Origin of the sequence: Marinobacter sp. LQ44, assembly GCF_001447155.2 — a bacterium.
In the GTDB taxonomy this organism is placed as follows: domain Bacteria; phylum Pseudomonadota; class Gammaproteobacteria; order Pseudomonadales; family Oleiphilaceae; genus Marinobacter.
The window spans coordinates 802,067-826,236 of sequence record NZ_CP014754.1 but is presented as its reverse complement, the minus strand read 5'-3'; the positions used below and the strand labels follow the sequence as shown (position 1 = coordinate 826,236).

Here is a 24,170-nt window from a genome sequence, read left to right as displayed (position 1 = left end):
GCCAAGTATCCCAAAAAATGAGGCTGCGTTCAGTAGTGATATGTAGAATTCCGTAACTACAGTTCAGGTTTGCCGTTGGCGTCATTCACTGTTTGTCGGCAGGCCGGGAAATTACTGCAGCCCCAGAACCAGCCTTTTTTGCTTTGGCGCCTCACCAGGGGTGAAAAACAATGGGGGCAGGGCACGGGTTTCTGCCCGGTTCCGTCTGCTGGTGCACTGTCTTCCAGAGGGCGCGTGCCTTTACATTTTGGGTAGCGGGTGCAGGCAAAAAAACGTCCGAATTTTCCTTCCCGCTCGATCATGGGCGCCCGGCACTTTGGGCAATGCACAGACGTTTTGCTGGCAGGAGTTCCGGTCGCATCGGGCGCCCGATGAATGAATTCGCGGATCTCCTGCTTTAGCGACTCCAGAAATGCCCTGGGGTCGTCTTCGCCGCGGCGGATGCTCTCCAGTGTTGCTTCCCAGACCGCTGTACGGTCCGGGGTACGGATAGTGTCCGGCAGCGCCGAAATCAGCGCCTTGCCTTTGTCGGTGGCGCGGATGAATCGCTTTTCCCGGTACAGGTAATCTCGCCGGAACAGTGTGTCGATAATGGCGGCGCGGGTGGCTTCCGTGCCCAGGCCATCGGTCTCCCTCAGGGTTTTACGCAGTTCCGGGGCCGCCACGAAACGAGCGATGTTGGTCATCGCCGACAGCAAGGTGGCATCGGTAAAGTGCTGGGGTGGCTGAGTTTTGCGTTCGGTTACCGTGGTGTTGCTGCAGGTGACCGGCTCACGGCTCCCCAGCCTTGGCAGCGGGGGTTTTTCCGGCTCGTTGTTGTTCTCCCGAAGTTTCAGCTCCAGGGCTTTCCAGCCGGGGGTGAGTATCGCCGTCTCGGTGGCCCGGAATCTGTGTTCCTGAACCTGCACCGTCAGTTTTCCCTCACGGTGAACCGCATCCTGGGCGAACTGCATCAGATAGTAGCGGCTGATCAGGTTGTAGATCTTTTCCTCGGCGGCCGTCAGCTTGCCATTCGGGGTAGGGCGGACGGTTGGAATGATCGCGTGGTGGGCGTCCACCTGTTTGTCGTTCCAGGCCGCAGAGCGCCGGTTGCTGTCCAGTTGCCCTGTGAGCGCTTCCAGCTCGCCGGATACCCGGCTAATAGCGCGAATCACCTGCTCCCGCTGATGAAAATGTTCCTCGGGCAGGTAACGGTTGTCGGACCGGGGGTAGGTGATCAACTGGTGCCGTTCATACAGATTCTGGGCGGTGTCCAGCACGTCTTTGGCACCCATCCGGAACAGTCGCCCGGCTTCTATCTGCAGTGCCGACAGGGACAGCGGCAGGGGCGGTGGCTCGGGCCGGTCTCTGAAGCGGGATTCTGCGATGGTGCCAGGCCGACCGTTCACGGCACGGGCAATTTGCTCGGCCACGTCCCTGCTGAGCAGGCGTTTCTCTTCGTCCAGATGGTCTTCATAGGTTTCATCCGGCAGCCAGCGGGCGGTAAACGGGCGTTGGTCCGCGTCCTCTTCGGAGGCTTGGAATTGACCTTCAATTCGGTACCAGGGCTTGGGCTCGAAGTTCTCGATGGTGTTATCCCGCTCCACAACCAGGCCGAGCACCGGTGTTTGTACTCGGCCAACCGAGTAAACGCCGTCCTGACCCTGTTGCTGGTAGCTCAGGGTGTAGAACCGGGTGAGGTTGATCCCATACAACCAGTCGGCCCTTTGTCGGGCCAGGGCGGAATGGGATAGCCGGCGGAATTCCTTGTTGTCTCTGGGTGCCTGAATGGAGCGCGCAACGGCGCTGGGAGTCAGGTCGTTAATCAGTACCCGTTTTACCGGAACGGTGGTGCCAACGTAGCGCAGTACTTCATCCACCAGAAGCTGGCCTTCACGGTCCGGGTCGCCGGCGTGGGTGATCACGTCGGCCTGTCGAATCAGGGATTCGAGCACCTTGAGTTGCTGTTTTACGCTGTCTTTGGGGGTGAGCTGCCATTGTTCGGGGAACATGGGCAGGTCTTCCTGGCGCCACTTTTTCCATGCCGGGTTGTAGCGGGCGGGCTCGGCCGGCTCCAGCAGATGGCCGATGCACCAGCTGACGGTGGCGGCTTCCTGGCCGTTTCCGCAACGGATCCAGCCCTGGCCTTTCTGGTGCGGGCCGGGGAGGGCGGCGGCGATGGCTCTGGCCAGGCTGGGTTTTTCGGCGATGTACAGGTGCATGGTGTTGGTGGTTCGCTGAGTGGCATCGGAATGTGTCTGTTTGGGGCTTTTGTGTCAAGGGCTTCGGGGTTATCGTTTGTTGTGTAGTAGACTGGTTGTGTTGGGGGAGGCGGCTGCGGTGACTTAAACGGACGGTTGTGGAGTAGTTATGAAAGTTCAGAACGCAATTGAAGCAAAACTTAGAGACGGTTTTGCCGCGCAGCTGCTGGCTGTGGAGAACGAGAGCCACATGCATTCCGTGCCGCCGAATTCGGAAACCCATTTCAAGGTGACGCTGGTGTCGCCGGATTTTGCCGGTCAGATGAAAGTTAAGCGGCATCAGGCCATTTATAAAGTGTTGGCGGAAGAGCTGGCGGGGCCTGTGCATGCTTTGGCGTTGCATTTGTATACGCCGGAGGAGTGGGCGGCCAGTGGTCAGGCGGCGCCGGATTCGCCCGGTTGTATGGGCGGTTCGAAGGGCGATGACGCCATGGCTGCGAAATTGGGACAGGGAGTGAATTCATGAGTCAGTTTTTCCAGATCCATCCTGAGAATCCGCAGAAGCGGTTGATTAACCAGGCGGTTGATATTCTTCGCAAGGGTGGGGTGATTGTGTATCCCACGGATTCCGGGTATGCGCTGGGTTGTCACCTGGGTGACAAGCAGGCAGCGGATCGTATCAAGCGTATCCGGAAGCTGGATGACAAGCATAACTTTACGCTGGTGTGCCGGGATTTGTCGGATATTGGTGTGTACGCCAAGGTGGATAACACGCAGTACCGTTTGCTGAAGACGTTCACGCCGGGGCCGTATACGTTCATTCTGCCAGCCACCAGTGAGGTGCCGCGCCGGTTGTTGCATCCCAAGCGTCGGTCTATTGGCGTGCGGGTGCCGGATAACGAGATTGTTCGGGAGCTGCTGGGCGAGTTGGGCGAGCCGATCATGAGCAGTACCCTGATTCTGCCCGATGAAACGGAGCCAATGACCGATCCCTATGAAATCCGGGGTGTTCTGGAACACGAGCTGGATTTGATCATTGATGGCGGGTTCTGCGGTATGGAAGCGACTACCGTGGTGAACTTCCTCGGGGATGCCCCGGAGGTTACGCGGGTGGGTAAAGGTGATCCCGCTCCGTTTCAGGTTTAACGGTCAAAGACCCATGCCACCCGGGCATCAGGCCCGGGTGTTCAGGTTGAAGGCGTAGCGTTGTGCGCTGTTACCGAAGTCGGATTGGCCGCTGTTGGCATTGCGTTTCAGGCTGTCGTAACGGTGGATGACATCCTGTAATCCGTTGAACTGCTGGTTGTCGCTGAGCAGTGAATCCAGCAGGGAGTTGTTCACGCCGTAGGCCTGATTGAGCTTCAGGGCGTTATCCATAAAGTGTAGTGTCGGTTCGCTGACGCTCAGCCGACTGAAGGCTTCCCGGAAGCCCCGGTTGTTGTTCAGGTCCATTTCAATTCTTTCGCGAAGCTCTTCTGGCAGCTTCCCCTCAACTACCGCATTGCCGTTCTCGCCTTTTCCCACGCTCAGGGCCGTTGCCGGGTGCAGGTTGTACTCGGCAAGTTTGTGCCGGAGGGTTTCACGAACAAAGGAGAGATCCTGCGCAACGGTCTGTTTGTACTGGCCGAGTGGGAGCTTGCGAGCTTTCAGGCTGCCGGGGTCCAGTTCTGACTGCCCGGACGGGGTAAAGCGGTCATCACCCGGGTTGCCGGCGGCTTCGGGTTGCTTCGTGGCAGCGGGTTTCTCGCCATCGGGCTTGGCTGCGGGTGCCTGGCGGCTGTCCATGGCTTGCTGAAAGCGTGTGCTGGCTTGTATCAGGGATGTCAGCAAAGACATGGTGCATTTCCTCCTCGGCGGTAAATAACTGCCGGAAATTCGATTATGGGGTGTGTTTGTGAGTAACAAGCAGGTTTTGGGCCAGGTTGTTCTTGAGGTTTCGCAGTCTGTACTTGCGTGGAAATGTAAAACTTTGCAACGAGTGTCATAGGGATGGCATCGGGCTGATCTGGGTCATATAAAAATTGACGTATGTCTATAAAGTTATACCCGAAACTGCCGTCATAACAGGTGGTTGTTCAGTTGATCTTCCGCTGCCGGGGTACCATGAAAAAACAACACTCGATCCGCTTTTTGCTGCTGTCGGCCCTGGCCGTGGCGTTTTCCATCATTTTGGCGTTCACCGTTGTTTACAGCGCCCAGTCGCAGCGAGCGCATCTTGAGGAGTTCAGCCACAAATATGTAGACGGGCTGGCAAAATCCTACTTTGACGGGCTCAACACCATGATGGTGACAGGCACCATCAACAATCGGGATGTACTGCGTGATCGGGCCAAGGCATCCGAGGATGTTCTGGACATCCGGGTGGTGCGCAGTGATCAGTTGAACGCGATGTACGGCGCCGGCAACGCGGAGGAGAGGCGTCGCGAACCTGAGGATATGCGGGCACTGCGTGGCGAGCGGGTGGAGCTTTACTCGGCAAATGACCAGGGCCGGGTTTATACCCTGATCGAGCCGGTTATTGCGCAGGCCGACTATCAGGGCGTGAATTGCCTTGGCTGCCACCAGGCCCAGGAAGGGGACATTCTGGGGGCTATTCGTGTGGATTACTCCCTGGCCCAGAGTGATGCCCGCCTGCAGCAGCAGTTGCTGGTGGGTGGTGGTGTTCAGGTGGTCATTTTTGTGGTGATTTTCTTCCTGACCGCCCTGGTTCTGGGGCGGCTGGTGTTCTCCCGGTTGCGCAGGCTCCATGACCGGATGGATGAAATCTCCAGGAACTCAGACCTCTCCATTGAACTGGAGGTTACACGCAACGATGAAATCGGTTCACTGTCCAGGGCATTTAACCGAATGGTGGCGAAGATTCGGGAAAGCATGAATACGGTCATGGACAATGCTGCCCAGGTTGAAGCAGCGGCACGGACCATCGCCGGCAAGGCGGAAACCACGGAACGTGAGGTTCTCGCTCAACGAGACAATACCGATCAGGTAGCCAGCGCCACTACAGAGATGGCGGCATCCGCAGTTCAGGTGCGGGAGAACGCGGTGAATACCGCTCGCAAATCCGCAGACACAGCGAAGGCGGCGGAGACCGGTGAACAACTGGCCCACAACGCCGTGAAAGGTATTGAGACACTGAATACCGAGGTGCAGAGCGGTGCGCAGCGAATCGAACAGCTGGACCAGCGCACTACCGAGATGGCAACCCGGCTGGAGTTGATTTCCGAGATTGCAGACCAAACCAACCTGCTGGCCCTGAACGCCGCCATCGAAGCCGCCCGTGCGGGTGAACAGGGCCGTGGATTTGCGGTGGTAGCTGATGAAGTGCGTGCACTGGCGTCCCGCACCCAGGCGTCCACAGAGGAGATTCGCCACACCATTGACGGCCTGAAAAAAGAGGTGGTGGATTGCGTGGGCACCATGCGCCATGCCTCCGAACTGGCCCAGCATCAGGTGGAATCAATTCTGAAAGTGGAAACGGAATTGCAGACCATCGCTGCGGCGGTGCGCGAAATCACCGGCCTGAATGAAGAAATGGAAAGTGCGGCCAACGAGCAGAGCAATGTGTCGGAATCCATCAATCACAACGTGATTGAAATCAGCCGTTCGGCGGAGCAGACCTCCAGCGATGCCCAGGAAACCGCCCGCATTGCCGGTGATCTCCTGGCTATGGCCGAAGCCCTGCGCAAGACCATCGAGCAGTTCCGGTTGTCGCAACAATAATTTCGGCCGCGGGCACCGGGGCGCTCAGCCCCGGTGATCGGATACAAACGGATTAGTGGCTCGTTCCCGGCCGAAGGTGGACATGGGGCCGTGGCCGCAGATGAAGTTCACATCGTCCCCCAGGGGGAACAGCTTTTCCCGGATGGAATGAATCAGGGTGTTGTAGTCGCCTTTCGGGAAATCCGTTCGGCCGATAGAGCCATTGAACAGCACGTCACCCACCTGGGCCAGTCTTGAGCCGCGATGGAAGAACACCACATGGCCAGGGGTGTGGCCTGGGGTATGCAGTACTTCCAGGGTTTCATTACCCACCGTTACCGTGTCGCCGTCTTCCAGCCAGCGATCAGGCGTGAACACTTCCGGCGCCGGGAACCCGAACATTTGCGCCTGCATGGCCAGGCCCTGAATCCAGAAGTTGTCGTCCTTATGGGGCCCCTCAATCGGCAACCCGGCCGACTTGGCCAGCTCTGCCGTGCCGCCGGCATGGTCGATGTGGGCGTGGGTAAGCAGGATTTTCTCCAAAGTGACGCCCTCGGCTTCCACCGCTGCCCGAATGCGATCCAGGTCGCCGCCCGGGTCCACCACCGCCGCCTTGTTGGTTTCGGTACACCAGAGCAGGGTGCAGTTTTGTTCAAAGGGAGTGACGGGAATCACGCGGTACTTCAGGGACATAATCTGCCTCGGGTTGTAAACTTTCCGGCAAGTTTACCAAGGCGGGAACAGGTGAGCCATTGAACGACTACCTCGAGAAAATTCTCAAGAACAAGGCTATCAACTACGAGGCCTTTCTCAAAAAGCTACCGGATGCAATGCGTAGGCGGCATCGGGAGCTGTTCGCAACGGAGAAGGTTGGCGCCAATCGCTGGCAGGTAACCATTCTGGATGAAGCTGCGTTTGCGGCGTTACAGCGACAGGCCGCTGCGCCCGTTAGCAGGGTAGATGCGGCGAAGAAGGGCGATTCCCACCGCCACGGCACCGAGGTGAGTTTCCTCCTAGTGTATCATAACGCCCTGACAGGCAACCGGCCGGATTCGGTGGTGATTACCGGAGATTCGGTGGATATCGGTTTTCGGCCAGCGCCCCGGGTGCTGGTGGTGGAGAATGAGCGAAATTTCTATCACTACCGCCAGATGCTGGCCTTTGCCGGTGACTGTCTGGGCCAGACCTTAGGTCTCACAAACTGCGATGTCGTGCTCGGTGGCGGTAACCGGATTACCCGCGCGGCAGACCTGAACTGGCTGGCCGGTTACGATGAGGTGCTCTGCGCCTTTGATTACGATGCCGGCGGCCTGCAGATGTTGGCATCGGTGCGATCGGCGCTGGGCGACAAGGCCTGCTATCTTCAGCCGGCTGACTGGCAACCCTGGCTGAGCCGCTTCCGCAAAACAGCGGACACCACCGAAAGGTTTACAAAGGCCATCATGCTGGCGGAAGATCTGGGGTTTGTGTCGTTGGCGCAGGCTTTCCGGGCCACCGGCAAATTCATGGAACAGGAGATGATTCTGGATGAGTGATCCACAGGCGAGCGCGAGTACTTTCACCTTTGGCATACGTCGCCTGATACTGGTGGATTCCGCCGGCTTCTGTTACGTGGAAATTCCGGTGGACAACCACGGCCTTATCCTGGGGCCGGGCAACCTGGGTAAATCCAGCCTGCTCAATTCCCTGCGTCTGTTCCTGTTGCCGGAAAACAACTTCAAGAACAGCCGTAAGAAATTCGCCTTCCGTAACGCCAGCGCAGGTAGCTTCTATACCAACGAAGAAAGCTACCAGCACTATTTCCCCAGCCAGTTCAGCTTCCTGATCATGGAGGCGGAGAACCCGGCGGGTACCCATTGCCAGATTCTGTACCGCGACAACGCCAGCCAGCTCAGCTATGGCCGGGCCTTTATACCCGTGAGCTACGACCAGCTGCGGCCGCTGTTCTGGAACGGCGACGGTGAAGACGGCATCGGCCAGGCGGTGCCGGAGCTGTCGTTCAGTCGGCTGTCTGAGGCACTGAAAAGGCTGTCCAAAGACACCAGGCTGGTCAACGACCCGGCCAAACTCAAATCCATGCTTTACAGCAGCGAGCTGATGAACGCCGACGCGGTGCGCTATTCCGTGTTGCCCCTGGGCGAGTCGGACGAACGCCGGGTGCAATCCCTGCGCACCCTGATCCTGCTGCTGTTCGAGATGAAGGCAGACGATCAGGCCATGGCCAATGCGGTGGCCAGCATCATCGAGGCCGACAAAAAGTTTGCCGATGATGCCTTCGACTTCAATATTGATGATTTCCTCAATCGCCACGACCAGCTCAAACAGCAGCAAACCCAGCTCAACCGCATCGAGAAAGAGCGGCCAAGGTTTGAAAAGCTGAACCGGGATTACCAGGCCTACCAGACCCTACTGCGCAGCCAGCACGATTTCGCGGCCTTCCGGGACGGCGTGGCCAGTGCCCTGGCGGACATTGGCGCCAAACGGCGGGTGGCGCTGGATGCGTTTAACGAACAGAACGACACTCTGCGCCACGTACTGCAAACCCTGAAGAAACTGGAGCAGGAAACCAGCGGCCTGAAAGGCGAGATCCGCTCCGCTGACCGGCGCATCAAACAGTCCGAGCAGAACCAGAAAGACGGTGAGCTGCTGGTCTCGCAATACGGCGAGATGACCCTGCAGGAAATCGCCGAGATCCAGAAAGAGGAGCTCGAGGGCAAACGCGGGCACCTGGCCGCCCTGAAAAGCGCCGCCCAGGCGGAAATCCGACTGGAGCAGATTCAGCGCAAGAAGCAGGAGCTGGAGCGCAAGCTGGAAACTCTGAAAGACCGGGAAAGCAAACAGCAGTGGCAGCTGCAGAACCAGCTGGACGAGGCCACCGCCGCGCCTCTGCGGGCGGTTGACCCCCGGCTGATGATGGCGAGCCCCGGCCAGGATCTGGATGCCGATAGCAAAGCCACCATTGAAGCCTTCGCTCGTCTTTTTGCGCCCAACGATGGCGGGTTCGACTGGTTTGATACTGAGTACCAGAGCCAGCCGGCCCGGCACACCAACTTTGCCGAGCAACGCCATCATATTGAAGGTGAGCTGCACAGCCTGGAGAAAGAACGCTCAGAGCTGGCCGACACCGCCAATCAGGAACACGACCGACCTCAGCTGATCGAGCGCACTGAGAAAGAAATCCGGTCTATCGAGAAAGACCTGGAAACGCTGCAGCGCTACCCGGCGGCAGCCACCACCCTGAAAGACGCCACCGAAGAAAAACAGGCCGCCGAAGAACAGCTTGCCAAACTGAACGAACAGGCCCGGCTGGAGCAGGAAAAACAGGACGCGGTTCAGGCGAAAGCCGCGAAAGCGAAAGCCGAGAAAGATCGCATTGAAGAACGGGAGCGGGAGCTGGCGGCCCTGAGCAAGAGCGTTGGCACCGTGGAGCACCGCTTCCCGCACCTGAAGGCCGTGCAGGCGGAACAGCCGCTGGACATTGAGCGCGTATCGGCTGCCGCCTTCGACGAGCTGCAAAGCCAGCTGGACGACCTGGAAGAGCGCCGCCGCAATATCCTCGACCACCTGCGCCAGTTTGTGTACCTGGGTATCCATGAAGATACAGAAGGCGAATTGCAGAAAGACAGCCCGGCATCGTCTGTTATCCGAAGCACTTTCAAGAGCCTTTCAGACCTATTCGCCGGCATGGCCGAGCGCTGGAATGTGCTGGAGCAGCAGGTTGGCATCCATAATGAAACCGTCGCCAGCTACCGCCAGGCCTTGAAGTCCAACCACGAGCACATTGCCCGATTCGAAGCCCAGCTTAACCGGGAGCTGGACGGCGTGCGCATCAACGATCTGGTGGAAATCCGGGTGGACATCCACACCGACCCGAAATTCCGCAATCTGGTGGAAGAAGCCAACAACATCGACCCGTATGGCAACCAGTTGCAGTCCGACGCCTTCTACGACCGCCTGCGGGTGTTCGTGGCGGACTTTTTCGGGGAGCAGGGCGGCAGCAAACGCCTGACCATGGACAAGGTGATCACCGGCATTTCTTACCGCACCCGCAAGGAAAACGCCGCCAATCTCGACAAGAAGGGCCAGTCCACCTCCACCACCGCGCTGATCAACCTGGAACTGGTATACCGCCTGCTCAAACGAGTGCTCTACCCGGGCGTAACGCTGTCGTTCCCCATGGTGCTGGACGAGCTGGCCAGCGTGGATATCAGCCAGATGCCGTCGTTGCTGGAGCGGTTGCGCCAGCAGGGTTTCAACCTGTTTTCCGCGGCCACCCACAGTGCCAGCGCCGAGGTTATCTACCTGATTGGCCGGCACCTGGAAGTGGGGCAGATGCGCACCGCGCGGCCCTACAGCAAGGAACGCACTCTGGTGTTCTGGGGTGGAGCCGAGGGTTTTACCGGCGGCGAGGCCCTGAGCCACTGGGCCGACCAGACCCAGAACAGCCTGCTGGAGCTGGCGGATGAGTAAACGCTTCAGCACCCTGGACACCACCCGGCTGCTGTTCGAGCACCCGAAGATCCTGTTCCGGATGATCGAACGCATGGACCGGAATGAGGCCCGCTACATTCGTGAGAGCGACCTGGTGGCCGAGGTAATGGACTATACCGCTAATCTGGGCAGGGCCGACCGGGAGCGGGTGCGGCTGGCCCTGAACACCGAGAACCTGTTCCGTAGCGGCCTGATCATAGACATCATCAAAGCCGACGGCGAGCGCCGGCTGGTGTTCCAGGACGCCCTGATCAACCTGATGCGGGCCTGTAACGCCTCGCTCTACCAGGAGCTGACCGACGCCCGCCTGCGGGGCCACCTGGTGACCCTGAGGGATGTGCGTAATCGTCTGGAAACCAGCAGTTTCAGTGAAGCAGACCCGAATTACACCGAACTGCGGGACGACCTGAACGAACGGGTGAGCCAGCTCATCGGCCTGTTGCGTCAGAACGTGCTGCGTATGCAAACCATCAGTGCCCAGCTGGCGGACTTGTCTGGTGATGCCAGCCGGGCACCGGAAAAGTACCTGGAATTTCGCCAGAACCTGTTTGAGCAGATCGTGACCCTTTACGACCGGCACATCAAACCCACCCTGGTATTCCTGAATCCGGACACCCGGCTGCCCGATGGCAGCAATTTGTTCGAAACCCTGGAGGCCATGGTGCGGTTGCTGGAGACCAACGACAATCACAGCCTGGCTGACCAGATATTCCGCTCATCCCTCAGCCTGAATGCGCTCTATAAACCCATTCAGGCAGTGGCCCAGGAGGTGGAGCACTTCCTGCGCAAGACCCGCCGGGGCATGGCCCAGTACAATGCCATGGAGCACTTCTATGGCAAGCTGCGAGCGCTCAAGGGGGATACTGAAACCCTCAGCCTGCGCCGCAAGTGGCTGGAAGGTGGGGAGTTTGCCCGCAGCACCGGGTTCCTGGTGGGCCTGCGGGCACAACAGCGGCCGAAGCATTATGCCTTTGGCCAGTCGTCCAGCTACTACCAATTGTTGTTCAGCGAACTGGACCTGCGCCTGACGGATTTGCGCCGCAAAGCGGAAGTGCCGGTACTGCAGGAAGTGGATGGCAGCGGTCGCCACAGTCGGATCGACGTTCAGCGCATCAACCAGCTTTACCAGTGGCTGGAAACGCTGGAACTGCGGCCTACGGCAGATCTGGTGCGGGAGCTGCACGGCCGGCTGGATGGTTTTATTCCCGGCTACCGCTTTCCGGATTTGCTGGCAGCCCTGAACCGGCTGGTGAATTCGCCACCTGAGGGAATGCAGGTGGTTACCACCAACCGCTTCCGTACCCTTGAACAGGCACCAGACAGCGAGCAATTCGTCTACCGAAAACGCCGGCTTGAGCCCGGCGTAACCGACATCAAACAAGAGCCAAGCCATGCCTGATTTTTCTGACATGACCGAGACGGAAAACAGCCTGAGCGCAGCGCCAGTCGGCAGCTTCGAGCAGATCCTGCCCGCCCACAGCGCCGCCATCTACCGTGAGTTTCAGGCCGGCCGGGTGATCGTGCGGGATGTGTGGGACAACAACCGCTCGGAGCTACGGGCCAATCCGCTATACAACCTGTTGTACAACCACTTGTCCCACTTCCGCACCTTTTACGAACATCTGGGTAGTGAACTTGTGTTCAATGAAACCGGCGCATTTTTCTTCCTGAAGGAGAGCAGTGACGACGAAAGTGAGGAGCACGATGAGAATGCGTTCAGGGTGCAGGTGGTGCTGTTGATAATTGGGCGTTACTTTGCCCGCAGCGGGAGGGACCTGGATTATCTGGGGCGTGCAGACGCAGGCCTGAATGAGCAGGACCTTGAAGCCATGGCCGGAGACGACGAGTACCAGGACATTCTCCGGGCGGCCCGGTTCGAGAAGGGCCTCGCTGAAGCCCTGGATTACCTGGAGAAGCGAAATCTGGTGTTCCGGGCCGGTGCCGGGCGGTATTTTCTTGGTTCTGCAGGCCTGTATTTTCTCGGCCAGCTGGTGCAGGAATATGAGCAGGCCTGAGCGGCTTCAGGCGTAGGCCACGGCGTTACGGCCACTGGTTTTAACCCGATACATGGCGGCATCAGCCTGTTTCAGGAGGTCCTCGGCCGCCATGCCATCATCCGGATAGAGCGCAACGCCCACCGAGGCGCCTATCTGAATGTTGTGCTCCTGAATGTGGAAGGTTTCGTTAAGCACGGCGACGATTTTGTCGGCAATAGGCTTGGCGTCATCATCGCCATGCAGCGGCCCGGTAATCACCACAAACTCGTCGCCGCCTCGCCGGCCCACCACATCGCCACTGCGAATGCAGTGTTTCAGACGCTTGCCAACATTGCGTAGCAGCTCGTCACCCACCTGATGGCCATAGTTATCATTCACTGGCTTGAATTTATCCAGATCCAGGAACATCAGGGCAAAATGGCTGTTATCCCGGCGCGCCTGCTGAATGGCCTGCTCCAGGTGGTTCTCAAGTGCCACCCGGTTAGGCAGGCCGGTCAGTTCATCGTAATGGGCAAGCCGGATCATCTGTTTCTCGGCTTGTACCCGCTCCGTGATATTACTGAATGTCAGCACCAGTTGCCGGATCTGGCCATTTTTGTTTCTGACGGGTGACACCGTCATCAGGTTGGGAATGGTGAGGCCCTGATGGCCCTTCAGCCAGACCTCACCTTGCCAGGCGTTCACCGTGATCAGCTGTTTCCGAATCTCCTCCAGAACAACACCTTTCCCTTTATGACTGTCCAGAAAGTCTGTCAGTAGCTTGCGATGTAACGCTCTGTTTTCTTCACCGGTAATGTCGGAAAAGGCAGGGTTGGCTCGAACGATCATAAAGTTTGCATCGGTGATCAGAATCGCCTCATGAGTGTGTTCGAACACCTGGTAGGCCAGCCGCAGCTCTTCGGTGGAACGGGCGATCTGAGACGTTTGCTTTACCATCGCGCCGACTATCGGTTTCAGTGACCTCCAGACCAGCAACCCTGCAAGAGCAGAGAGCATAAGGATAGCCAGAATACTGATCATGATATCGACGATGACGTCGGCGAAAACCCGTGAGGTTCGGGAGTACATGTGCAGTTCCCAGCCATAATCCGCCAGTGGCCGGTGGAACGTGAGCACTCTGGAGCCATCGTCAAGCCTTGCCCGGAAAGCACCGGAGCGGTCTCGGGTGGACACTCCCTGCCTGACGGCCAGGCAGCCCTCAGGGGCCGTCAGCTCGATCTGATCCGTCTGTGGGTTCAGGATAATGCGCTTTGTTCTCCGGTTGTCGAGCAGACAAAGTGATGAATCCGGCTGACTCTGGAAGACCCGCGTCAGTGAGTCTGGCGAGAACAGAAGCTGGTCATAACCTACCACCCGTCCATCTGCCAGTATTGGGCTTGCCGCCTGCAGCAGCGGGCTGCTGGTTTCGCCGGACACCAGCGCGAAAGTATTGATGTCCAGGGTATCGGAGAGAGGGATACCCGCAGGTAGATCATTGGCCCAGGGCCCGACCCTGACCAGTTCGTTGCCGGCAGCGTCGTATCGGATTAATACTGCAAGGTCTTCTATGATTTGCGCTGCGTCTTGCAGTCTCGGGTGGGAGAAAGTGTACACCACACCGGCCGAAACCTCGCCTTTGGCGTATTGGCCCAGCACCTTTGCCAGTTCTGACCGGCTGGCGGTCTGGCGGGCCAGGTCCTGGTGCTGATCAAAAACAGCTCTGACGTTCTCTGCTTTCGCGTCTGCAACGCCCCCAGCTGTCTGTGCCGCCTGGGTGTGAATCTGGTTGATCAGTGGAGCAGAAACCACTGCGGCAATAATGATGCCCGTCATAACCACGGCAACAATGGCGGTGGTGATAATGCGGCGTTTCTGCTCAAGAATATCCATCAAGACGGGTCCGGAAAGCACTACCTGAGGCTATGGTATCCGTTTCTTGCAAACCGTAAAGCGGATTGCGGTACTTTTATGTAATTAACCGCTACGGGTCAATTGGCTTGCACTCTCCTGTGTTCCTTGACGGCACAGCGGTTAGCGATGTACGACTCCTATGGTGCCGGCGTTCCGTGTAGACTGAAACCTTTCAGGTCGCCGGGAGTACGCGATGCAAGAGCCTGTGCTGTTCAGAACCCACCGTCGCCGGGGTGTGCTCTGGCTGGCGCTGATTGCGCTGGTTATTGCCATGCTGGTAGCGGTTCGGTTCCCGCCGCAACCGGTGGAAGAGCGGCTGGTACGCCTGCATGCCCAGGATGTATTCGGCGCCCGTTCGGCCGTGCTTGCCGAGCCACTGCCGGTGCAGGCCCTGCTGCTTGATTATCGAGACGACCGCCTGCTGTTGTTGAAGGCCCAGGCGGCGCTGCAGGTGTATCCAGAGCACACCAGGTTGCTGATGGAGTTATTTGGGGAGGAACCTGAGTTTCAGGATGCCCTGAAAGCCCACGGTGAGTACCTGATCCCTCCGGTTATCCATTTTTACCAGAACCCGGTCAGATCGATAGAGCTGATGAATCGCGTGGCCGGAACCCGCCAAACCCTCACACCTGAACAGCGCGCCTGGTATGCCGTCAATTTTGCCAACAAGGAAGGGCAGGATTTCACCGGTCAGTTTGTGGTGGGCCCGGACGGGAATATCGAGTGGATCTGGACCGATCGCATCACCGAAGGCGTTACCCAGTTCTTTACCAGCGGTATTCGCACCCTGGAATCCCGGTATCGCACCGATCAGCCCATTCGTGCCAGCGATGTCGGCTGGGCCGCCGTGGATGCCATTGTTATCGGCAGTGCGGTGAAGTTTCTGAAAGCGGGCAGGGCGGCAGCCACCACGGCCCGGGCTTCTACCGTCACTGCCCGTTCAGCGGCTTACAGCACGCGCCTTGCCAGGGCCGGGCGCATGGCTTCGGTTATGGTTGGTCATGCCAAATGGCCCGCCGTGGCTGCCCTGGCCTATGTGGCCGTTCGACACCCGCTGGTGCTGAACGACCTGTTCGCCGGTGCGGCCAAGGTGCTCGGCGTGCCACCGTGGATGGTACAGGTACCCGGCTGGTTCCTGATTCTGCTGCCGGTCCTGTTGCTGTTACGCTGGATCACGCGGGTTTGCCTGTGGTTTGTTCCCGCCAGGCGCCCTCGAGTGCTGCAATAAAATTTGGGGTCAGACCCCAAGACATTTGAAGCGGTGAAATGTTCTGGGGTCTGACCCCAAATTACCCCAAATTACCAGGCCAGCCAGATGGTGTGGCGTGCGCCTTTGCCGGGGCGCAGGGCGCGCACAACGACTGGCTCTACCGAGAAGCCTGCCCGGCGCAGGCGTTCGGTGAAGGCGTGTTCCGGGCCGGCGGACCAGTAGGCCAGAATGCCGTCCCTACTCAGGGATTTCTGGGCAGCAGCAATGCCTTCGGGTGAGTAGATCCAGTTGTTTTCCTTGCGGGTAAGGCCCTCCGGGCCGTTATCGACATCCAACAAAATGGCATCCCAGTTGCCATCACCCTGCCTCAGAAGTTCTGCTACGTCGCCTATGTGCACCTGGGCTCGGGCATCGTTCAGCGGATAGCCGGCCGCCGAGCCCAGAGGCCCGCGGTTCCATGTTTCAACCTCCGGGACCAGCTCCGCCACTGTCACCCGCGCTTTTTCACCGGTTGATGCCAATGCCGCCGCCAGGGTAAAACCCATCCCCAGCCCGCCAATCAGGATCCGCGGCTCTGGCAGGTGGCTCAGGCGTTCACAGGCCAGCGTGGCCAGGGCATCTTCAGAACCATGCAACCGGCTGTTCATCAGTTCGCCGGGCGCCCCGGCGATCTTGATGGAAAACTCGTCATTGCGCTGCAGCAGGCGCAAGCGGGTGCCGTTGCCGGGGATGGTTGCGGTGCCAATTTCGTTAAAGCGGGCCATTCGATGGATTCCGGTGGTGACAGGGTAGGCGGTATTGTAACCCCAAACTGGGCGCAGCTAAGCGTGAGCGCTCCAAATATTCGGTGTCAGAATATTTTACATGTGTGTGATGCGCCGTTTTGCTGGCCGTCTTAAAGCCCCGGTGATACGTGCTATGGTTCAATAATTGCTTGAAATTACCCTGATGGATCATAGGTAAATCGAGGGACTGAACGCGTGAAGAATCTACTGACTATTGTGCTTGCCTGTGTGGCACCGGCCACAAACGCAGCGCTGATCACCTACAGCTACGACCACCCCATTATGAACCCGTACGAGAGTCATAATGCCACCGCAATCATCGAGGTTAATTCGGTGCTGCGTGGCCTGGTTTCTGTTCAGTTTACCAGTGAACCCATAACGTTCAGTTGGACTGGGCTTGTGCCGTTGATATATGACCAACCGATATCCGATACCGACGCCCTTTACGAGAACGGATTCGAACCCTTTGTGGTGGATAACTTTGAGTTTTTCCTTTTTCTCGACCTGTTTTACCTCGAGGCCGGCAAGGATATTTTCGACAACCTGCACCTAACCGCACCGTTTGAGGGTGCGCACGTTGGTGATCGGGACTCTGGGAACTACTACTGGCTGACTGGTCGCCTTAACAAGTTGCCGCCGGCCAAGGTCCCCGAGCCTTCCGGTTTACTACTATTGCTTGCGGGTTTGCTGGGGATGGTTGGATATCGATGGGGCAAGCCAATCTGGGGCGTTTCCCGGGTACCCTGCTAGAGGCGGTTGACCTTCTCTCTCAGGTTGCAAGAGTGTTCAGTGGTCGAGGCTAATAACAACACTTGAATAAGGTTGTTTGGTACCCCCGGCAGGACTCGAACCTGCTACCTATCCCTTAGGAGGGGATCGCTCTATCCAGATGAGCTACGGGGGCATTTCAGAAGAGGCGGTATGATAGCCGGCAAGGGCTTGTGGCTCAAGGGGCGTCCGGTTATGGTTGGGCCTTGTTCTCTTGGTCTGTCGCTTTTATGGATGCCAATTCCCGGATTGCTTTGTCTTTGAGCGTGGTCGTGCCCGTGTGGCGGGAGGCGGCCGGTATTGAAGAATCTTTGCAGAGGCTACAGCCCGTCCGGCAGGCCGGCCACGAGCTGATTGTGGTCGACGGCGGCAGCCCGGATAACACGGCTAACCTGGCACGCCCGTTGTGTGACCGGTTGCTGGTATCGGAACCTGGTCGGGCGGTGCAAATGAACGCGGGCGCTGCCGTTGCCCGCGGCGACCTGATTTTATTCCTGCATGCAGATACGCGCCTTCCCCCCGATGCCCTCGAACAGTTAAGTGAAAGCCAGCGCCTTGCTCGCCCCTGGGGGCGATTTGATGTTCGCCTCGGCGGCCGGCACCCTATGTTTTCCGTGATTGCCTGGTTTATGAATTGGCGCTCCCGGCTCACCGGCGTTTGCACGGGAGATCAGGGTATTTTCGTGCGTCGGGACGTTTTCGAGGCGTTGGGTGGCTATCGCGCCATGCCGTTGATGGAAGACGTCGAGTTGTCCAAACGCCTGAAACTGGTGGCACGCCCTTACTGTATCTCGTCGCCGGTAGTTACCGACAGCCGGCGCTGGGAGCAGGGCGGTGTGTGGCCCACCATTGTGCTGATGTGGCGCCTGCGTTGGCGTTATTGGCGGGGTGACAGCCCCGAAACCCTGGCGGCCCTTTGGCGGAGGAACGTGCGCCATGCAAAACACTGATCAATCACCGGCGGTTCTCATGCAGTTTGCCAAGTGGCCGCAGGCGGGCCGGGTAAAAACCCGGTTAATTCCGGCCCTCGGGGTTGAGGGAGCGCTCCAGGCCCATATCACCCTGAGCCTGGAGGTGCTGGATAATCTTTGTGCCACGGGCTACGACGTCAGCTTCTGGTGGGATCGTCCGTTGGATCAGCCTCCGGAGGAAGCTGATCCCTTGCTGGCCAATATCGAGGCCGCCGGATTGCCTCAGTCTTTTCAGCAAGGTGACGATCTGGGTGAGCGCATGGCCAGGGCGTTGGGGCAGGGTATTGCCTCTCATCAGCGGGCCGTGGTGATTGGCAGTGATTGTCCTTCCGTAGACCCCGGTTATGTGCGCTCCGCAGTTGCCGCTCTTGAGCATTACGATGTCGTGCTCGGCCCCTCGGATGATGGTGGTTATGTGTTGATTGGTGCTCGCAGGCTGGCGCCCGGTGCGCTGCAAGGTATTGCCTGGGGCACGCCAGAGGTTATGCAGCAAACCCTGCAGAGGATGGATGCGGCGGGGCTCAGCGTCTACCTGCTGGAACCCCGCTGGGATGTGGACGAACCGGAAGATTGGCAGCGCTTCCGGCGAATGGTTGGTGAACGTTAACGTTCAACCCGGGCTGGCACGGCATCCCGCTGGCGCAGTTGGTCAAGAACGGACCGGCTGTTTTCGCCATCATCGCCGGTAACCACCAGCAGTGCCCGCTGCCGCTCTATCATTGTGCCGCGGAAGGTCGTTTTCAGCTGATCCAGGGTAACCTTTTGAATGGCGTCCGCGAGTTTTTCCCGGCTGTTAAAGGCGATGTTCCCCCGGTCGATTTCCCGCCAGTAGCGGCCCGACACGTCACTCAACTGTCGGTCTCGCTGAAGCAGTTGGCTGATCACTGCCTGCTTCTCCCGGGCTAGCCGTTCGGCGCTCAACTCTGCCAGCTGGCCCTCGAATCCCTCAGCAAATTCCATTACCGTCTGGTCAATGCCTTCAGCCGTTGCGTCCGGAGATTGCACAACCAACCCCAGGGCTGGTGTTTCCAGAATCTCGAAAGCGGTAGCGTAAACGATGTAGCCCAGCTGGCGGTTGGTGCGGATGTCCTCGTAGAAGGGGCTGCTCAGGATCTGGGCCAGAAGGCGGAACTTTGCCCGCTCCTCGTAGGAGGTATCGCGCCCCTGCAAGTACAGCGTATAACCGGTATCCGGATGCTCCAGGTTTAAGGTCGCCCGGGTGAGTCCCTGCGGTAGCTGGCGCATGCGTGAGCGGTCTACCTTGGTGCGTTCCCGGTTGTTCAATACCATGGCTTGAACCTGCCGCGCCATGTTCAGTGTCGCTGCCTCTGTCAGGTTGCCGTGGGCCAGCATGACCGGATCGGTTTGCGCAACCAGGCGTGTGCCGAATGCTTCCAGTTCGTTCAGGGTAACTTCCCGCGCGGCAGCGAGTTTTTCTGGCACCGGGAAGGTGCCATCGATGAGAGCCGTTTGAATGAACTCGGAGGTTTGCTGAACCGGTCGGTCTTTGGCTTTGTTCTCAAAACCATCGATCAGTCTCTGCCGGGCAACGTCGAAACGCTGCTCGGTGAACTTCGGATCTGCAAATTCCAGCAGAATCCGGTTCACCAGCTTGTAGAGCTTGTCGTTATAGCCACCCACACGGATGGTCACACCCCGAAGGTGTGGGTAAATGCTGTAGTCCAGCCCGGCCAGTCGCGCGGAATAGGCCCAGGCGTTCAGGTTGGTATCGATGGCGTCCACCAGCAATTGGGTGAGTACCTCGTTGCGGGCGGAGGATTTCGCCTGCGGAGTGCGCAGGCTGATAAACACGTTGGCTTTCGGCGTGTTGAACTGGGTGTCCCTGGCGTACCAGACAGCCAGGCCATCCAGTTCGTCCAGCAGCACTGGCTGAGCCATGGTGTTCCCGGGCACCAGCTCCAGGTTTTCTGGAACAAACGGGTTGGCGGCGGGCAGGGCCAGGCTCTCAGCGAGCGCGGAATCTACTTCACTGTCGACGCTGAGCGGCTCTCTTTGCCAGGGTGTTTGATACCACTGCGTAAGTTGCGGCGCTTCGAAATTCCGGTTAGGAGCAGACACCCAGACTTTGAGGTTATCGGGGGTCAGGCGTTCCAGAAGCGCTTTGTACTGTTCCGGAGCGTAACGATCCATCAGCCAGGGCGCGCTCAACAGATCTTCCGGTGGATAGTTCCGTAACAGGCTGGACAGGCGCATGGCCTCGCGCATCGGCTCACTACGCTCGCGAAACCGGAAGTCAATCACCGCAAGCTGTTTCATTTCCTCGAAGCGGTCTTCGTTGATTCCGGATTGCCGGACCTTATCGATGTACCGAAACGCCAGCGCGATGATCTCGTCCTGCCGTTCGAGTCCTTCCCGCGTGAGAGACATACGGATGTCCAGGGTGGCATGATCCCCGGTATCCATTCCCAGCCCAGCGGACAACGACTCCACCAGGCCCGCCTGTTTGAGGGTGTCAAACAGGCTGCCGGGGCCCTCGTGGCCCAGTAGATTGGCCACATAGGATGCCGGTTTGGTCCGGTAATTGTCCCGCTGCGATGGGATCGGGAACGACAGCGTCATGCTGCGGGAATCTCGCAGGCTTTCAGCAGTAATGCGTTCGGGCAATCTGCTTTCAACGTACAGCGGCTGTGGGTGTGTCTTGGCCGTCAGGTTTCGGTTTTCGATGGCGATAAAGCGTTCCCGGACCATCTGCTCTAACTGGTCGAGGGGCTGCGGGCCGTAAACTGCCAGTGTCATGATGTTGGCGGAATACTGGTCCTGCCAGAACTGGATCAGGTCTGGTCTCAGGGGATTCTCTTCAGTGTTTTCCAGGGTTGTCAGGTTACCGACGGCAAACTGACTGAAGGCGTGATCGGGGTTGCCCCCGGCCTTCAGAACAGACAGGAACCGGCGGCCATCTTCCTTGAGCTTGGCGGTGTACTCCGAGTGCACGGCGTTACGTTCCCGGTCGACCAGCTCCGGTGTGAACAGCGGGTGGGAGAACTGCTGGGCGAAGCGGTCTAGGGCCGGCTCAAGGAATTCTGCCTCGACATCAAAAAAATAGTTGGTGTCGGCAAATGCGGTAAAGGCGTTATGACTGCCGCCATGGCTGCGAATGAACTGCTGGTACTCGCCCGGGTCCGGATACTTCTCGGTTCCCAGGAACAGCATATGTTCCAGGAAATGTGCCAGACCCTCGCGGTCGGCGGGGTCATTGCCGCTGCCAACGGCGACATTCATTGAGGCGGCAGCTTTGTCGGCTTCGGGGTCTGAGGCCAGAATCACCCGCAGGCCGTTGTCCAGTTCCAGAAACCGGTATTCGTTAGGGTCGTTGGGGCTTTTGGTCGGCGATGCGCCGGCAACAGCCAGAGGGCTGAGCAGCACACTGCCAAGTAAAAATAACAAAACAAACTGGAAACGGTACAGGTTCTGGAACACGGGGTGGTCAGCTGTCATGGTGCCTCTTCTGTCCGGTCAAAGTGGGGGGGGTGCTCAGTGCATGATCCCGGATTGGATACCAGCGGGTTGCTGGTCCAGGGTTTTGCGGGCAAGGCTGGCGGCTTTGTCGGCGTCCAGCTCGCCCGACGCGATACGTTCAAGTACGGTTGCCATGATGGCAACGGATTGCCGATATTCGGAAAACTCCGCCTGGAAAGCTTTGTCGATTGCCTGATAGACCGCCTGGATTTTCTCCTCCCGACTACCACTGTTGGCGACGGTGTCGTTGATGGCTTTCAGGCAGGCGCGGGCGATGGCAATGTAGCGTTCGGTATTCGGGCTGTCGTTTTGCATGCTGGTTTGTAACTCTCAGGGACACTAGTTAGTGACGCCGTCAGGCGCGGTAAGTTCCCGATTATCGCATTGCCGGGCGAGCCTTGCATTGCCCATCGGTAATTGTGCTCGCAAGGCTCGCAGCAGGTGGTTACTGTGCTAATCTCAAACTCAGTGTGTCGGCAACAGGGACATTTTCTGCCAGGCGGAAGGCCGGTTTTTAGAGTAAAGACTCTAACAAAAACAAAGGGTTACAGAGTAAAAACTCTAAAAAAGTTCGATACATGAAAGTTGCAATTAAGTACAATGCCGGCCAATGGAATACAGATAAGACTTTAGTCTTACTTGTGCTGGTGTAATGACAACAACAGAGCAACAGGCAGGATGGAGTACCTATGAATTATTTCCTGACAGGCGGTACCGGGTTTATCGGCCGCTTTCTGGTTGAAAAGCTGCTCGCCCGAGGCGGTACCGTGTATGTCCTGGTACGTGAACAGTCCCAGGGCAAACTCGAAAAACTGCGCGAGCGGTGGGGCGTGGATGAGTCCCGGGTAAAGGCGGTCATTGGTGATCTGACCACCAAGAACCTCGGAATCGATGCCAAGACCCTGAAATCCCTCAAGGGAAATGTCGATCACTTTTTCCATCTGGCGGCGGTCTATGACATGGGCGCCGATGAAGAGTCCCAGGCGGCCACCAACATCGAGGGCACCCGGGCGGCGGTTCAGGCGGCTGAGGCCATGGCGGCCAAGCATTTCCACCATGTGTCATCCATAGCGGCGGCAGGCCTGTTCAAGGGCACCTTCCGGGAAGACATGTTTGAGGAAGCCGAGAAGCTGGACCACCCCTATCTGCGCACCAAGCATGAGTCCGAAAAAGTGGTGCGCGATGAATGCAAGGTGCCGTTCCGTATCTATCGCCCCGGCATGGTGATTGGCCATTCCGAAACCGGCGAGATGGACAAGGTTGACGGCCCGTACTACTTCTTCAAGATGATCCAGAAGATTCGCCACGCCTTGCCGCAATGGGTGCCGACCATCGGTATTGAAGGTGGTCGCCTGAACATAGTGCCGGTCGATTTCGTGGTGAATGCCATGGATCACATTGCCCATCTCGAAGGAGAGGACGGCAAGTGTTTCCACCTGGTGGACTCTGATCCCTACAAAGTGGGTGAAATTCTTAATATCTTCAGCGAGGCGGGCCACGCTCCCAAGATGGGGATGCGTATTGATTCCCGGATGTTTGGTTTTATTCCTCCGTTCATTCGCCAGAGCATCAAGAATCTGCCTCCGGTTAAGCGCATCGCCAGTGCCGTTCTGGATGATATGGGCATTCCGCCGTCGGTAATGTCGTTCATCAACTATCCGACCCGTTTTGATGCTCGTGAAACTGAAAGGGCTCTGAAAGGCACCGGCATCGACGTGCCGCGCCTGCCAAGCTATGCGCCTGTGATCTGGGATTACTGGGAGCGTAACCTGGACCCGGATCTGTTCAAGGACCGCACCCTGAAGGGCACGGTCGAAGGCAAGGTGTGTGTTGTTACCGGTGCAACTTCCGGTATTGGTCTGGCAACGGCCCAGAAGTTGGCGGAAGCCGGTGCAATCCTGGTGATTGGCGCCCGCACCAAGGAAACCCTGGACGAAGTGGCAGCCGATCTGGAAGCCCGTGGCGGTAATATCCACGCGTACCAGTGCGATTTTTCCGACATGGAAGACTGTGATCGCTTTGTGAAGACGGTTCTGGATAATCACGGCCATGTAGACGTACTGGTGAATAATGCCGGCCGGTCTATCCGACGCTCGCTGTCTTTGTCGTTTGACCGTTTACACGATTTCGAGCGCACCATGCAGCTGAACTACTTCGGCTCCGTGCGTCTGATCATGGGCTTTGCGCCTGCTATGCTGGAGCGCCGCCGTGGCCATGTGGTGAATATCTCGTCCATTGGGGTACTGACCAACGCACCACGTTTCTCGGCCTATGTGGCGTCCAAGTCAGCACTGGATGCCTTCAGCCGGTGTGCGGCGGCGGAGTGGTCTGACCGCAACGTCACGTTCACCACCATCAACATGCCGTTGGTGAAAACGCCGATGATTGCGCCGACCAAGATTTACGATTCGGTACCCACGCTGTCACCGGATGAAGCGGCGCAGATGGTGGCGGATGCCATCGTTTACCGGCCGAAGCGTATTGCGACTCGCCTGGGTGTCTTTGCCCAGGTTCTGCATGCCCTGGCGCCGAAGATGGGTGAGATTATCATGAACACCGGTTACCGGATGTTCCCGGATTCTCCGTCTGCCGCTGGTAGCAAGTCTGGTGAGAAGCCCAAGGTATCGACCGAGCAGGTGGCGTTCGCGGCCATTATGCGAGGCATCTACTGGTAAGCCGTCTCCAGGCAAGAAAAAACCCGC

The 24,170-nt window shown here is 58.3% G+C and carries 19 protein-coding genes and 1 tRNA gene; 12 read left to right on the top strand and 8 right to left on the bottom strand.

Going from position 1 to position 24,170, the window contains the following annotated elements:
• Positions 1-56 precede the first annotated feature (56 nt).
• Positions 57-2,201: a DNA topoisomerase 3 gene (locus tag ASQ50_RS03885; protein WP_058090243.1), complete on the bottom strand. Its 2,145-nt coding sequence runs from the start codon at positions 2,199-2,201 to the stop codon at positions 57-59.
• Between the two features lie 148 nt (positions 2,202-2,349).
• Between ASQ50_RS03885 and ASQ50_RS03880 the strand changes: the two genes are divergently transcribed.
• Positions 2,350-2,706 (top strand): BolA family protein, encoded by a 357-nt coding sequence (locus ASQ50_RS03880; RefSeq protein WP_058090242.1) that lies wholly within the window; start codon positions 2,350-2,352, stop codon positions 2,704-2,706.
• Positions 2,703-3,326 carry an L-threonylcarbamoyladenylate synthase gene (locus ASQ50_RS03875; RefSeq protein WP_058090241.1) on the top strand — a complete coding sequence of 208 codons (624 nt, stop codon included), beginning with the start codon at positions 2,703-2,705 and terminating at the stop codon, positions 3,324-3,326. Before ASQ50_RS03880 ends, ASQ50_RS03875 begins: the two co-directional genes overlap by 4 nt.
• Positions 3,327-3,353: 27 nt before the next feature.
• On the opposite strand, the gene ASQ50_RS03870 is transcribed toward ASQ50_RS03875, so the two are convergent.
• The gene (locus ASQ50_RS03870) at positions 3,354-4,016 is read right to left on the bottom strand and encodes a hypothetical protein (RefSeq protein WP_058090240.1); all 663 of its coding nucleotides are present in this window, start codon (positions 4,014-4,016) and stop codon (positions 3,354-3,356) included.
• Between the two features lie 267 nt (positions 4,017-4,283).
• Here ASQ50_RS03870 and ASQ50_RS03865 point away from each other — a divergent pair, with 267 nt between their 5' ends.
• Entirely contained in the window at positions 4,284-5,900 is a 1,617-nt protein-coding gene (locus tag ASQ50_RS03865; protein ID WP_058090288.1) for a methyl-accepting chemotaxis protein, read from the top strand.
• 24 nt (positions 5,901-5,924) lie between these two features.
• Here ASQ50_RS03865 and ASQ50_RS03860 read toward each other — a convergent pair whose 3' ends face one another.
• Complete coding sequence (locus ASQ50_RS03860; RefSeq protein WP_058090239.1) at positions 5,925-6,572, bottom strand: MBL fold metallo-hydrolase; 648 nt, start codon at positions 6,570-6,572, stop codon at positions 5,925-5,927.
• A gap of 59 nt (positions 6,573-6,631) precedes the next feature.
• On the opposite strand from ASQ50_RS03860, the gene ASQ50_RS03855 reads away from it, so the two are divergent.
• From ASQ50_RS03855 to ASQ50_RS03840, 4 genes are read left to right on the top strand one after another with little or no spacing between them, the layout of a single operon-like run.
• Positions 6,632-7,414, top strand: a complete 783-nt coding sequence (locus ASQ50_RS03855; RefSeq protein WP_058090238.1) for a Wadjet anti-phage system protein JetD domain-containing protein — start codon at positions 6,632-6,634, stop codon at positions 7,412-7,414.
• On the top strand, positions 7,407-10,349 hold the full coding sequence (locus ASQ50_RS03850) for a hypothetical protein (RefSeq protein WP_058090237.1): 2,943 nt from the start codon (positions 7,407-7,409) through the stop codon (positions 10,347-10,349). The genes ASQ50_RS03855 and ASQ50_RS03850 overlap by 8 nt, the downstream gene beginning before the upstream one ends.
• Entirely contained in the window at positions 10,342-11,769 is a 1,428-nt protein-coding gene (locus tag ASQ50_RS03845; RefSeq protein WP_058090236.1) for a hypothetical protein, read from the top strand. The genes ASQ50_RS03850 and ASQ50_RS03845 overlap by 8 nt, the downstream gene beginning before the upstream one ends.
• Positions 11,762-12,385 (top strand): condensin complex protein MksE, encoded by a 624-nt coding sequence (locus ASQ50_RS03840; protein WP_197492718.1) that lies wholly within the window; start codon positions 11,762-11,764, stop codon positions 12,383-12,385. The genes ASQ50_RS03845 and ASQ50_RS03840 overlap by 8 nt, the downstream gene beginning before the upstream one ends.
• A 6-nt stretch (positions 12,386-12,391) precedes the next feature.
• Here ASQ50_RS03840 and ASQ50_RS03835 read toward each other — a convergent pair whose 3' ends face one another.
• On the bottom strand, positions 12,392-14,236 hold the full coding sequence (locus ASQ50_RS03835) for a diguanylate cyclase domain-containing protein (RefSeq protein WP_058090235.1): 1,845 nt from the start codon (positions 14,234-14,236) through the stop codon (positions 12,392-12,394).
• Between the two features lie 214 nt (positions 14,237-14,450).
• On the opposite strand from ASQ50_RS03835, the gene ASQ50_RS03830 reads away from it, so the two are divergent.
• Complete coding sequence (locus tag ASQ50_RS03830) at positions 14,451-15,485, top strand: hypothetical protein (RefSeq protein ID WP_058090234.1); 1,035 nt, start codon at positions 14,451-14,453, stop codon at positions 15,483-15,485.
• 71 nt (positions 15,486-15,556) lie between these two features.
• On the opposite strand, the gene ASQ50_RS03825 is transcribed toward ASQ50_RS03830, so the two are convergent.
• Positions 15,557-16,231, bottom strand: a complete 675-nt coding sequence (locus tag ASQ50_RS03825; protein ID WP_058090233.1) for a spermidine synthase — start codon at positions 16,229-16,231, stop codon at positions 15,557-15,559.
• A 216-nt stretch (positions 16,232-16,447) separates the two neighbouring features.
• Here ASQ50_RS03825 and ASQ50_RS03820 point away from each other — a divergent pair, with 216 nt between their 5' ends.
• Positions 16,448-17,002 (top strand): PEP-CTERM sorting domain-containing protein, encoded by a 555-nt coding sequence (locus ASQ50_RS03820; RefSeq protein ID WP_058090232.1) that lies wholly within the window; start codon positions 16,448-16,450, stop codon positions 17,000-17,002.
• Between the two features lie 77 nt (positions 17,003-17,079).
• Here the strand turns inward: ASQ50_RS03820 and ASQ50_RS03815 are convergent.
• Positions 17,080-17,156: transfer RNA gene (locus tag ASQ50_RS03815), tRNA-Arg, on the bottom strand.
• Positions 17,157-17,250: 94 nt separating this feature from the next.
• Between ASQ50_RS03815 and ASQ50_RS03810 the strand changes: the two genes are divergently transcribed.
• Positions 17,251-17,970, top strand: coding sequence for a TIGR04283 family arsenosugar biosynthesis glycosyltransferase (locus ASQ50_RS03810; protein WP_058090231.1), 720 nt, complete (start codon positions 17,251-17,253; stop codon positions 17,968-17,970).
• Positions 17,957-18,598 carry a TIGR04282 family arsenosugar biosynthesis glycosyltransferase gene (locus ASQ50_RS03805; RefSeq protein WP_058090230.1) on the top strand — a complete coding sequence of 214 codons (642 nt, stop codon included), beginning with the start codon at positions 17,957-17,959 and terminating at the stop codon, positions 18,596-18,598. Before ASQ50_RS03810 ends, ASQ50_RS03805 begins: the two co-directional genes overlap by 14 nt.
• Here ASQ50_RS03805 and ASQ50_RS03800 read toward each other — a convergent pair.
• Together ASQ50_RS03800 and ASQ50_RS03795 are read right to left on the bottom strand one after the other, a co-directional pair.
• On the bottom strand, positions 18,595-21,447 hold the full coding sequence (locus ASQ50_RS03800; protein WP_058090229.1) for an insulinase family protein: 2,853 nt from the start codon (positions 21,445-21,447) through the stop codon (positions 18,595-18,597). The two genes, ASQ50_RS03805 and ASQ50_RS03800, sit on opposite strands and share 4 nt — an antisense overlap.
• Before the next feature lie 36 nt (positions 21,448-21,483).
• Positions 21,484-21,783: a hypothetical protein gene (locus tag ASQ50_RS03795; protein ID WP_058090228.1), complete on the bottom strand. Its 300-nt coding sequence runs from the start codon at positions 21,781-21,783 to the stop codon at positions 21,484-21,486.
• Positions 21,784-22,157: 374 nt separating this feature from the next.
• Here ASQ50_RS03795 and ASQ50_RS03790 point away from each other — a divergent pair, with 374 nt between their 5' ends.
• A complete protein-coding gene (locus ASQ50_RS03790; protein ID WP_058090227.1) occupies positions 22,158-24,143 on the top strand; it encodes an SDR family oxidoreductase in 1,986 nt (661 codons plus the stop codon).
• The last annotated feature ends 27 nt before the right edge of the window (positions 24,144-24,170 follow it).

What these genes read in the sequence shown, in the direction of transcription:
- ASQ50_RS03790 (WP_058090227.1), top strand. Translation starts at nt 22,158, where the DNA reads ATGAATTATTTCCTGACAGGCGGTACCGGGTTTATCGGCCGCTTTCTG.
- ASQ50_RS03805 (WP_058090230.1), top strand. Translation starts at nt 17,957, where the DNA reads ATGCAAAACACTGATCAATCACCGGCGGTTCTCATGCAGTTTGCCAAG.
- ASQ50_RS03875 (WP_058090241.1), top strand. Translation starts at nt 2,703, where the DNA reads ATGAGTCAGTTTTTCCAGATCCATCCTGAGAATCCGCAGAAGCGGTTG.
- ASQ50_RS03825 (WP_058090233.1), bottom strand. Translation starts at nt 16,231, where the DNA reads ATGGCCCGCTTTAACGAAATTGGCACCGCAACCATCCCCGGCAACGGC.
- ASQ50_RS03830 (WP_058090234.1), top strand. Translation starts at nt 14,451, where the DNA reads ATGCAAGAGCCTGTGCTGTTCAGAACCCACCGTCGCCGGGGTGTGCTC.
- ASQ50_RS03885 (WP_058090243.1), bottom strand. Translation starts at nt 2,201, where the DNA reads ATGCACCTGTACATCGCCGAAAAACCCAGCCTGGCCAGAGCCATCGCC.
- ASQ50_RS03835 (WP_058090235.1), bottom strand. Translation starts at nt 14,236, where the DNA reads ATGGATATTCTTGAGCAGAAACGCCGCATTATCACCACCGCCATTGTT.
- ASQ50_RS03880 (WP_058090242.1), top strand. Translation starts at nt 2,350, where the DNA reads ATGAAAGTTCAGAACGCAATTGAAGCAAAACTTAGAGACGGTTTTGCC.
- ASQ50_RS03795 (WP_058090228.1), bottom strand. Translation starts at nt 21,783, where the DNA reads ATGCAAAACGACAGCCCGAATACCGAACGCTACATTGCCATCGCCCGC.
- ASQ50_RS03840 (WP_197492718.1), top strand. Translation starts at nt 11,762, where the DNA reads ATGCCTGATTTTTCTGACATGACCGAGACGGAAAACAGCCTGAGCGCA.
- ASQ50_RS03850 (WP_058090237.1), top strand. Translation starts at nt 7,407, where the DNA reads ATGAGTGATCCACAGGCGAGCGCGAGTACTTTCACCTTTGGCATACGT.
- ASQ50_RS03860 (WP_058090239.1), bottom strand. Translation starts at nt 6,572, where the DNA reads ATGTCCCTGAAGTACCGCGTGATTCCCGTCACTCCCTTTGAACAAAAC.
- ASQ50_RS03870 (WP_058090240.1), bottom strand. Translation starts at nt 4,016, where the DNA reads ATGTCTTTGCTGACATCCCTGATACAAGCCAGCACACGCTTTCAGCAA.
- ASQ50_RS03810 (WP_058090231.1), top strand. Translation starts at nt 17,251, where the DNA reads ATGGATGCCAATTCCCGGATTGCTTTGTCTTTGAGCGTGGTCGTGCCC.
- ASQ50_RS03865 (WP_058090288.1), top strand. Translation starts at nt 4,284, where the DNA reads ATGAAAAAACAACACTCGATCCGCTTTTTGCTGCTGTCGGCCCTGGCC.
- ASQ50_RS03845 (WP_058090236.1), top strand. Translation starts at nt 10,342, where the DNA reads ATGAGTAAACGCTTCAGCACCCTGGACACCACCCGGCTGCTGTTCGAG.
- ASQ50_RS03800 (WP_058090229.1), bottom strand. Translation starts at nt 21,447, where the DNA reads ATGACAGCTGACCACCCCGTGTTCCAGAACCTGTACCGTTTCCAGTTT.